This window comes from Ferruginibacter sp., from assembly GCF_028288465.1.
Lineage (GTDB): Bacteria > Bacteroidota > Bacteroidia > Chitinophagales > Chitinophagaceae > Ferruginibacter.
In genome coordinates, this window is sequence record NZ_JAQBNR010000052.1 from 1 (window position 1) to 10,235 (window position 10,235).

Below are 10,235 nucleotides of genomic sequence, written 5' to 3' on the forward strand. Positions count from 1 at the left end.
GGCCTCGGCGGCCGGCTGGATAGCACCAATATTATCACACCCATCCTGTCCATCATTACCAATATCGGTTATGATCACATGAATATATTGGGCGACACGCTTGAAAAAATTGGGGCTGAAAAGGCAGGCATAATCAAGCCAAACATTCCGGTAGTAATCGGCGAATGGATCCCGGAAACAAAAGCCGTTTTTGACAATAAAGCCGCCCAATGCAATGCGCCCATTTATTTTGCACAGGATAAATATAATGTAGGTGATATAACAGTAACTGCACAAACATTGCAATGCACAGTTACCGATATTACCAACGATGTAAAAGAAAATTTTACGCTCGACCTGAATGGTATTTATCAATCGAAAAACCTTGCCACTGTTTTGTGTGCCGAAGGTATTTTAACGACACTCGGATTTACAATAACAGAAGCAGCAGAAAAATATGCGTTGGCCAATACAAAGTTAATTACAGGTCTGCATGGCCGCTGGGATGTAATCGGCCAAAACCCAATGCTGGTGATGGATGTGGCCCACAATGAAGACGGAATAAAGCAAGTGCTGGAGCAAATAAAATGGATTGGCAAAAATGATACTTCGGTAAAGCGGACCATTCATTTTATTATGGGAATGGTGAAAGACAAAGAGGTAAGCAAAGTGTTATCGCTGCTGCCTTCAACTGCACGTTACTATTTTACCAATGCGCATATACCAAGGGCACTGCCGGCTGCAGAACTGCAGTCAAAAGCTGCCACTGCGGGTTTAGAAGGAAATTGCTTTGATGATGTAAATGATGCCATACACAGTGCAAAAAATGCTGCTGGTAAAGACGATGTTATTATTGTTTGTGGCAGTGTTTTTTTGGTGGGGGAAGTAAAATAATTTGCTTCAAAACTAACAACTTCGTTAAACTGATATACTGCAATTTGGAAAGCAATGCTGCCTGGAAATATGCAGTAAAAGAGTGCGACGCCAATTCCGTTGTTCAAAGCTTCCTGGCCCGGGCAAAAATACTTTCAAATGGCTTCTAAAAAAATGTCCTTGTGCCCGAAAAATTTTCCCTGAATTCTTTTGGTGTACAGTTTTTTTTCTTTTTAAATAAGCGGTTAAAATTGGAGATATTATTAAAACCGCAACTGTAACTTACTTCGGCGATGGAGTTGGTCGTGTCAATCAAAATACGGCTGGCATGGCCCAGCCTGATTTCATTCAAGCTGTCGATAAACGTAATGCCCGTGCGCTTTTTTATAAACCGGCTAAAGGAAACATCCGTCATATTTACCAGCTTGGCAATATCGCCGAGCGTGATTGGCTTGTCGTAGTTTTTATTCATGTATTCAAAAGCCTTTTCAATTCGGCGGCTGTTGAAATTAAACTGAAACTCGTTGTTGAATGTGGCTTCCGACAGGGTTCTGATATTACGCGAGGTCGAAAGATCATGCAGGATGTTAATCAGCGACATCACAGAATCAAAACCACTTTTTTGGTGCAGCGAAACTATCCGGGGCGCAATGGCATTCGCTGTTTCTTTGGAAAATAAAATGCCTTTGGCCGATTGATCAAACAGTTTACGGATGAAACTTAACTGGTTGCGGCGAAGGAATTTTTCGTCAAAAAGATCTTTGTGAAACTGTATGGTCACTTCCTTTATGTCGGTGCTTTCGCACTGGGCAGTAAACCAGGCGTGCGATAAGTTAGGGCCAACCAATACCAGCTCAACGTCGTCAATCAGCTCAATGTGATCGCCCACGATCCGTTTGGCACCCTTCGCGTTGATGATGAGGTTCAGTTCAAATTCCTCGTGATAGTGAAGTGGAAAATTAAACTCTTTTTTTACCCTGCTAAAAATAGTGAAGCAGTCATTTTGCGTTAAAGGTGTAATTTCTCTAACTATATTTTTATGCATTTTTTATATGACAACTTTAATGGAAAATCGTTTACAGCTAAGTGAAAATACAAAATAATAACTAAAATAGTACCAGCGCTTTTTTGCCAAATCAACCCAATTTATATCAATAAAACTACTTTAAAAGAGGAAAGACTTTGTCGTAAAAGTTTACCTCAAATCAAATTAAATCAATGATAAGATAAGATAGTATTAGCAAACAGGCAAGTATTCTCATTAATTTTGTTGCCATCGTATTTAACCCGTTTACAAAAATTTATCCCGGCATTTTTAATGTACTTGTTATCTTTTACTTATCACCTGCTAAAATCGCCGTTTTGAAAAAAGGTATTGTTTGTTTTTGTTTAGCTGGCGCAATGTTGTTAAGGTTATCAGTGTTTGCCCAAACAGCAGATAAGCAGGCAACCAAAGAAACAAAACTGTTGTTTGTCAATTTACAAAAGCAAAAAAACAACGGCATTATGTTTGGTCACCAGGATGACCTGGCATATGGTGTAGGATGGAAATACCAGCCAGGCCGTAGCGATGTAAAGGAAAGTTCAGAACAATACCCAGCAGTGTACGGATGGGAACTCGGAAGGCTTGAATTGGATGCACCCGTAAATTTAGATGGGGTGCCATTTAAGAAAATGAAAGGGTACATAAGAGAGGTCTATAAAAAGGGTAGCGTAATAACCATCAGCTGGCATGTAAACAATCCGTTAACCGGTAAAACGGCCTGGGATCCTGCACCCGGCACTGTTGCAGCCATTTTGCCCGGTGGCGAAAAAAATCAATTGTATACAACATGGCTGGATAAAGTAGCCGCTTTTATGCTGGATTTGAAAGGGCCAAAAGGAGAATTAATTCCCGTGATATTTCGCCCGTTTCACGAACTGAATGGCAGTTGGTTTTGGTGGGGTAAAAGCCATTGTACGCCGGATCAACTGAAACAATTGTACCGTTTTACAGAGACCTATTTACGTGATAAAAAAAATGTACACAACCTGCTGTACGCTTATAATACAGACCGTTTTGCAACGGAAGAGGAATACCTTGAACGATACCCTGGCGACGATTTTGTTGACGTGATCGGCTTTGATATTTATCAGAAAGGTGACATTTTAGCGAATGACCCGTTTATTGCTGAAACAGACAGGAGTTTGACTATGCTTGAAAAAATAGCGGCCGCCAAAACTAAAATTCCGGCGCTTACTGAGTTTGGATACAATGCCGTTCCCGATGCAGCATGGTGGACGAATGTTTTTGCCCGGGCATTGAAAAATCACGCCATCGCCTATGCATTGGCCTGGAGAAATGCTGGACAAAAGTCGGCGGAGGAAACAGAGTTTTATGTGCCTTACAAAGGCCAGTTATCTGCCACTGATTTTAAACGGTTGGCTTTGATGAACCAGTTCATTTTTGAAAACAAGGCAAGAAAGAACAAACTATATCAACAGTAGCAATCCCGGTTTCATTTAATAAATATTTACTCATTATAAACATTTCAACAATATTTTGCAACCTGATATTGTTCAATAAAGCCATATGCACCGCCAATTTAATACCAGACTACAACAGTTATTGCAGGCCCACCAACTGTTGCTAACAAAACCTAACACAAAACTTACAGGGGGCAACGGGGTATTCGATCGCTACGAAAATACAATACTCTCTGCAGCCCATACACCTGTTTTTTGGCGGTACGATTTAAATGCAACTACTAATCCTTACCTGATGGAACGCTTTGGTATTAACGCCACTTTTAATGCCGGTGCCATCAAATGGAACGGGAAATATGTATTGATAGCAAGGGTAGAAGGTGCCGACAGGAAATCATTTTTTGCGGTTGCAGAAAGCGCCAATGGCATTGATAATTTTACGTTTTGGGAATATCCTGTTAATATGCCGGAAACGGCCGTGCCGGATACTAACATTTATGATATGCGCCTTATTGCACATGAAGACGGCTGGATTTATGGTCTCTTTTGTACAGAAAGAAAGGATCCCAACGCTGCACCGGGTGATCAGTCTGCGGCTATTGCACAATGCGGCATTGCCCGTACAAAAGACCTCCTGAAATGGGACCGTTTGCCCGATCTGATAACACCTTCTGCGCAGCAAAGAAATGTAGTGTTGCATCCTGAATTTGTGCAGGGGCAATACGCCTTTTACACAAGACCACAGGATAGTTTTATTGAGGCAGGTGAGGGTGGTGGTATAGGTTTTGGCCTGGCACCGGATATCACCAATGCGGTAATCAAAAAAGAAACGGTGATCGATCCCCGGGTATACCATTCAATTTTTGAAATGAAAAACGGGCTTGGACCGGCGCCGATTAAAACCAGCAGCGGCTGGCTGCACCTGGCGCATGGTGTACGCAATACTGCAGCCGGACTGCGTTACACGTTGTACATGTTTATGACCGACTTGCATGATATCACCAAAGTAATCTACAAACCGGGCGGTTATTTTTTAGCGCCGGAAGGCGATGAGCGTACGGGTGATGTGAGCAATGTAGTGTTCAGCAATGGCTGGATTGCAGACGAAAACGGAACTGTTTTTATATACTATGCTTCTTCAGACAGCAGGATGCATGTGGCCACATCTACTGTTGAACAGCTGGTGGATTATGTTACCCATACATCGCCGGATGGCTGGTGTTCAGCGGCTTCGGTAAGTCTGATCAATAAGATTATTGACGCCAACAAAGCTGTTAAATCAGATGGTAAACTGCATTTGCAAGTTGCGGAATAATTTTTTAGTAAAGGCAGTTGCAGGTGTTCGGCAATGCTGCTTCAGTAAATAATTTTGTGTTGCTGACATTTCTTTTAAAATACATTTCATACGATGATGACCCATTTGCTGCAACGATACAGCAGCGAACTGCAAAAGGAATTAAGTGAGATTTTAAAGTATTGGATGCAATACGCTCCGGATGAAAAGCATGGCGGCTTTTATGGAAAAATTGATCATGCCAATACCATAGATGAAACAGCACCCAGGGGCGCTGTATTAAATGCAAGAATTTTATGGTCATTCGCTGCTGCATACAATTGTACAGGCAATGTGCAATATCTCCCGCTGGCACACCGGGCGTATAAATACATCAATCAATATTTTATTGATACAGCAGCAGGCGGTACTTTTTGGTCTGTCAATTTTAAAGGCGAACCGGCTGATACAAAAAAACAGGTGTATGCCATTGCTTTTTTATTATATGCTTACAGCGAATATTACCAAAGTACGCAACTGGAAGATGCTAAAAGAAGGGCCATAGGGTTGTATCATCTAATAGAGCAGCATAGTTTTGATAGCCATCAAACCGGTTACCTGGAAGCCTTTACCCGTGACTGGCAACCAATCGGTGACTTGCGTTTGAGCAGCAAGGATGCCAACGAAAAAAAGACCATGAACACGCACCTGCATATATTGGAAGCGTATACCAATTTATACCGCATCTGGCCAGATGAAAAACTACACCGGAGCATTGTACTATTGATTAATAATTTCACAAGTCACATTATTGATAAAAATACCTGGCATCTCAATTTATTTTTTAATGAAACCTGGCAGGTAAAGAGTCATATTATTTCTTACGGACATGATATTGAAGCCGCCTGGTTATTACTGGAAGCTGCAGCAGTAACAGGAGATGCATCATTGATAGAAGATTTAAAAGAAATCGCTGTTAACATAGCCAATGCGGCCATTGAGGGCCTTGATACAGATGGAGGAATGTGGTATGAAAAAGACGGCGATCACCTGGTAAAGGAAAAGCATTGGTGGCCGCAGGCAGAAGCGATGATTGGTTTTTACAACACCTGGCAGATTACCGGAAACCAGCAGTATTTACAGCACTCTGTTGACAGCTGGGAGTTTATAAAAAAGTCAATTAAGGCAACAAATGGCGAATGGATTTGGGGGTTGGATGAGCACAATCAGCCGATGCAGAAAGAGGATAAAGTGGGTTTATGGAAATGCCCGTATCATAACAGCCGGGCCTGCATGGAAGTGATAAGAAGAATCAATACGGACCTGTAATTTTGTGATGAATATCGCCAGCTGTTTATGATAAAAGATTACTTTTAAAGGCAGTTGCGGCGGATTCGCATTGTCTTCGCTAAAACTTGGTAGCTGCAGCCTTAAATCTGGAAAATGAAAATAATATTCTTCGGCGATTCTATAACAAAAGCAGGTACACTGAACAAAGGCTATATTGACCTGTTGCAAAATAAAATTAATACAGGCGGGAATGCGGTTGAAATGATTGGTGCTGGAATCAACGGTAACAAAGTCTACGATTTGTATCTTCGGCTGGAGGCTGATGTAATTGATTTCAATCCGGATATTGTCGTTATTTATGTTGGGATCAACGATGTGTGGCATAAGATGGCAGGTGTAGGAACAGAGATTGAAAAATTTGAGGAATTTTACCGGGCCATTATAAAAAAATTGCAGTCAAAAAACATCCGTGTTGTTCTTTGTACAACTTCGGTGATTGGCGAAAAGCAAAAAAATACCCAGGATGCAGACCTGGATGAATATTCAGCAGTAGTGACCAATTTGGCAAAACAACTTAAGTGCCCGCTGGTAGATTTGCGTTCTGCTTTTAAAAATTATGAGCGATCATATAATTCAAAAAACAAAACCGCTGGGATATTAACGACTGACGGCGTGCATTTAAATGATAAAGGCAATCAGCTGGTGGCGGAGGAGATGTTTAAAATTTTGATGCCAGTGGGTTTGGGTTAATGAAAAACCAAGTAAAAAATCAAAATTAAAAATTCAGGTATCACGAATAGAAGGAGATAACAAACTGATAAAGCAGCTTCGTCTCGAAAGACATCAGACATCAAAAAATCAGACATCAAATTATGAAACGACTATCCATTGCAATTATCTTTTTAATCAGCATTACCCGCGTTGTTGCGCAGCCTGTCAAAATACACGGCCAGTTAAAAGTAGAAGGCACGCAACTGGTAGATCAAAACAACCAGCCGGTAGTATTGAACGGCATGAGTTTTGGCTGGAGTTGTTTTCATCCGCGGTTTTATACCGCTTCTGCGGTAAGGTGGTTATACAAAGACTGGAAGTGCAGTGTTGTTAGGGCAGCACTCGGAGTTGAGCCAGAAAAGGGTTATTTGAAGGATTCAGCTACGCAAAAAAAATTGATTAAGACTGTAGTTGACCAGGCGATCATTGATGGCATATATGTAATTATAGACTGGCACAGCCACAACATCAATCAAAAGGAAGCCAATGAATTTTTTAAAGAGATGGCTACTACTTATGGAAAGTATCCCAACATAATTTATGAACTGTTCAACGAGCCCGATTATGAAACCTGGCCCGAAGTAAAAAAATATTCCACTGAATTAATTACCACCATCCGCGCCATTGACAGCAACAATGTTATTTTGGTTGGCAGTCCGCATTGGGATCAGGATGTTAATCTGCCTGCAGAGGACCCTATCGCAGGCTTCAAAAACCTGATGTATTCATTGCATTTTTATGCAGGTACGCACAAGCAAATTTTACGCGATAAGGCAGATGCGGCAATTGCAAAAGGCCTGCCCATTTTTGTTTCAGAATCAGCAGGCATGCAGGCTACAGGCAATGGCCCGATTGATTATGATGAATGGAATAAATGGATCAAATGGATGGATGCAAGAAAATTAAGCTGGATCACCTGGTCAGTTTCGGATAAAGATGAAACCTGTTCAGTACTCAATAAAAGTGCATCTGATTTTGGCAACTGGAAAACAGATGACCTCAAAGAGTCGGGCATTAAAACACGGGAGTTGTTGCGAAGCAAGGCAGGGAAAAAATAACACCCACCAGAGGTGGGCCACCATTTTTTGGATGGCCCACCTGGTGAAGCCCAAGGGTCAATAATGTATGATGTACAAGAGTGCGACGCCACTGACGTACCACAAAGCTTCTTAGCCCGGCCAAAAAATAGCTTAAATTTTATAGTGCCATTATGAAACGGTTCTAAACATTCACAATCAATACGGGTATTTTTAATTCGTGCCGGACTGTATTAACCGTTTCGCCATAAATAAAATCTTTTAAACCGGTATGGCCGTGAGCTCCCACAACCAGCATATCTGCATTGATGTCTTTTACAATCCGTACGATTTCTTTGGACCTGTTTCTAAAACCAAGATAGCCTTCCGCGGAGTGGCCAAGGGTTTTTAAATAGTCCACATAAAAATCCATTCGTTCCTGATCCTTGCGTGTTTCGTAGTCATCACTTTCTTTACCCAACAGTTTTGCCGAGGCGCTTTCAACAATATGCACCAGCACATACCTGGTTTGTTGCTTTCCCTGGCCCAAAGCAAAGGCCAGTAGTTTTTCATCGTTTTCACTAAAATCAAGAGCGATGGCGATGCGGTTAAATTGAGGTATAACCAGTTCTTTAATCGTATTGATATCAGCATGCATTTGTATGGATGCTTTCTTTTTTCTTTTATCAAGCCAGGGGAAAATAATAATGTACAGCAATAGAAAAGTGAACAATAAACCAGCAAGCGAAAGGGCTGATTTGGCAATTAAACTGCCGGTTAAAAAAACGCCGGAAGCCTCGTTGATAATCATTTTTAAATTTAAAAAAACCAGTATCGCAGCGATGGCCCATGCAGCAATTTTTGTAATGGTATTGATAGAAAAATTACCCATTGTTTTTTTATCACTCACAAAATGAATCAACGGGATAATGGCAAAGCCCAATTGAATGCTTAAAATAACCTGGCTGAAAATGAGTAGTCCATCAGCATTGTCTTCACCATAAATAATAATGACCAGCAGGGCTGGTATAATGGCCAGCAGCCGGGTAATCAAACGGCGTACCCAGGGATTGACCCTTAGGCTTAAATAGCCTTCCATAATAATCTGGCCGGCAAGGGTACCGGTAACTGTACTGCTTTGGCCGGCGGCGATGAGGGCGATGGCAAATATTTTGGGTGCCAGGTTGCCTAAAAAGCCTGGCAGTAAGCGATGGGCTTCTTTTATTTCTGCCACGTGCGAATTGCCTGTTTTAAAAAACACGGTGGCCGCCAAAACAAGTATAGCAGCATTTACAAAAAATGCAAGGTTTAATGCAATGGTGGTATCAATGCGGTTAAATTTTAGCGCTTGTTTTATGCCTGCATCTGTGCGGTCAATTTTTCTGGTTTGTACCAATGCAGAGTGCAGGTATAAATTGTGCGGCATTACAGTAGCACCGATGATACCAATTGCAATATAAAGTGCTTCATCTGATAAAGCATGTGGTATAAAACCAAGCGCTACTTCTCCCAGGTCAGGTTTTGCAAAAATAATTTCAATCAAAAAAGAGATCGCTACTATTGCAACCAGCGTAATGATAAATGCCTCCATCTTCCGCATGCCGAGGCGTTGTAAAAATAACAGGAGGAACGTATCCAGTACAGTAATAGATACACCCCATACAAGCGGCAAACCGGTCAACAGTTGTATACCGATGGCCATACCGAGCACCTCTGCAAGGTCGCAGGCGGCGATGGCAATTTCTGCAAAAATGTATAGAATAAAATTAACCGCTTTCGGATAAGCTTCCCTGTTAGCCTGTGCCAGGTCGCGGCCGCGAACAATGCCCAACCTTGCAGATAGGCCCTGCAACAACAACGCCATCAGGTTACTCATCAATAACACCCAGATCAATGTATAACCAAACTTACTGCCACCTGCAAGATCGGTAGCCCAGTTGCCGGGGTCCATATAGCCGACACTGATAAGGTAGGCCGGCCCTAGGAAAGACAGGATTTTGCGGAAGCCTGTCTTTTTACCGGTAGTGGTATCAATACTTTGGTGCACTTCGCTGAGGGAAGTGTCTGTGTGAGAAAAATTAGTCATGGTGCACAAATATGTTTTTGGCCACCTGCTCGCTGATGACGCAGGGGTTTTGCTGAACAACTTTAATTTCTACTGAGCCGTCAAAGATGAAATGTTTGTTTACTTTTAAACTGGTGCCGATGCCGATATGGTAGTGCTTCAGCATTTCCAGCATTTCAGGGCTTTGGTTGCTTACGGAACTTACTACTACATTTTTTTTTACCGCAATATCTGCCAGGCTCAATTGCTTTATCACCGTGATTTTGCCATTGGTATCCGGTATCGGGTCGCCATGCGGATCTGTTTGCGGAAAGTTTAAAAAGGCATCCAGCTTTTTGATCAGTTCCATGCTGCTTACATGTTCCAGTTCTTCGGCAATGGCATGTACTTTATCCCATTCAAAACCCAGTTTGTTCACCAGGAAAAATTCCCACAAGCGGTGCCGGCGTACAATACCAAGGGCTATTTTGTTGCCCGTAGCATTCATTTTAAAGCCCCGGTA

The 10,235-nt window shown here is 41.9% G+C and carries 9 protein-coding genes; 6 read left to right on the forward strand and 3 right to left on the reverse strand.

The features are described from left to right. On the forward strand, positions 1 to 873 hold an 873-nt coding region (locus tag JWR61_RS20220), incomplete at its 5' end, for a folylpolyglutamate synthase/dihydrofolate synthase family protein (protein ID WP_301929536.1). A 145-nt stretch (positions 874 to 1,018) separates the two neighbouring features. Here the strand turns inward: JWR61_RS20220 and JWR61_RS20225 are convergent. Continuing rightward, positions 1,019 to 1,897 carry an AraC family transcriptional regulator gene (locus JWR61_RS20225; RefSeq protein WP_301929537.1) on the reverse strand — a complete coding sequence of 293 codons (879 nt, stop codon included), beginning with the start codon at positions 1,895 to 1,897 and terminating at the stop codon, positions 1,019 to 1,021. A gap of 317 nt (positions 1,898 to 2,214) precedes the next feature. Here JWR61_RS20225 and JWR61_RS20230 point away from each other — a divergent pair, with 317 nt between their 5' ends. The 5 genes from JWR61_RS20230 (at position 2,215) to JWR61_RS20250 (ending at position 7,710) form a co-directional block, all read left to right on the forward strand. Next, positions 2,215 to 3,339: a glycoside hydrolase family 26 protein gene (locus JWR61_RS20230; RefSeq protein WP_301929538.1), complete on the forward strand. Its 1,125-nt coding sequence runs from the start codon at positions 2,215 to 2,217 to the stop codon at positions 3,337 to 3,339. Positions 3,340 to 3,424: 85 nt separating this feature from the next. After that, positions 3,425 to 4,633 (forward strand): glycosidase, encoded by a 1,209-nt coding sequence (locus JWR61_RS20235; RefSeq protein WP_290340199.1) that lies wholly within the window; start codon positions 3,425 to 3,427, stop codon positions 4,631 to 4,633. Between the two features lie 93 nt (positions 4,634 to 4,726). Further along, the gene (locus tag JWR61_RS20240; RefSeq protein ID WP_301929539.1) at positions 4,727 to 5,920 is read left to right on the forward strand and encodes an AGE family epimerase/isomerase; all 1,194 of its coding nucleotides are present in this window, start codon (positions 4,727 to 4,729) and stop codon (positions 5,918 to 5,920) included. 114 nt (positions 5,921 to 6,034) lie between these two features. Further along, on the forward strand, positions 6,035 to 6,631 hold the full coding sequence (locus JWR61_RS20245) for a GDSL-type esterase/lipase family protein (protein WP_301929540.1): 597 nt from the start codon (positions 6,035 to 6,037) through the stop codon (positions 6,629 to 6,631). A 122-nt stretch (positions 6,632 to 6,753) separates the two neighbouring features. Beyond that, a complete protein-coding gene (locus JWR61_RS20250) occupies positions 6,754 to 7,710 on the forward strand; it encodes a glycoside hydrolase family 5 protein (protein ID WP_301929541.1) in 957 nt (318 codons plus the stop codon). Positions 7,711 to 7,873: 163 nt separating this feature from the next. On the opposite strand, the gene JWR61_RS20255 is transcribed toward JWR61_RS20250, so the two are convergent. Together JWR61_RS20255 and JWR61_RS20260 are read right to left on the reverse strand one after the other, a co-directional pair. After that, complete coding sequence (locus JWR61_RS20255) at positions 7,874 to 9,754, reverse strand: Nramp family divalent metal transporter (RefSeq protein ID WP_301929542.1); 1,881 nt, start codon at positions 9,752 to 9,754, stop codon at positions 7,874 to 7,876. Beyond that, positions 9,747 to 10,235: metal-dependent transcriptional regulator (locus tag JWR61_RS20260; RefSeq protein WP_301929543.1), on the reverse strand; the 489-nt coding region annotated here is incomplete at its 5' end. The genes JWR61_RS20260 and JWR61_RS20255, both read right to left, overlap by 8 nt.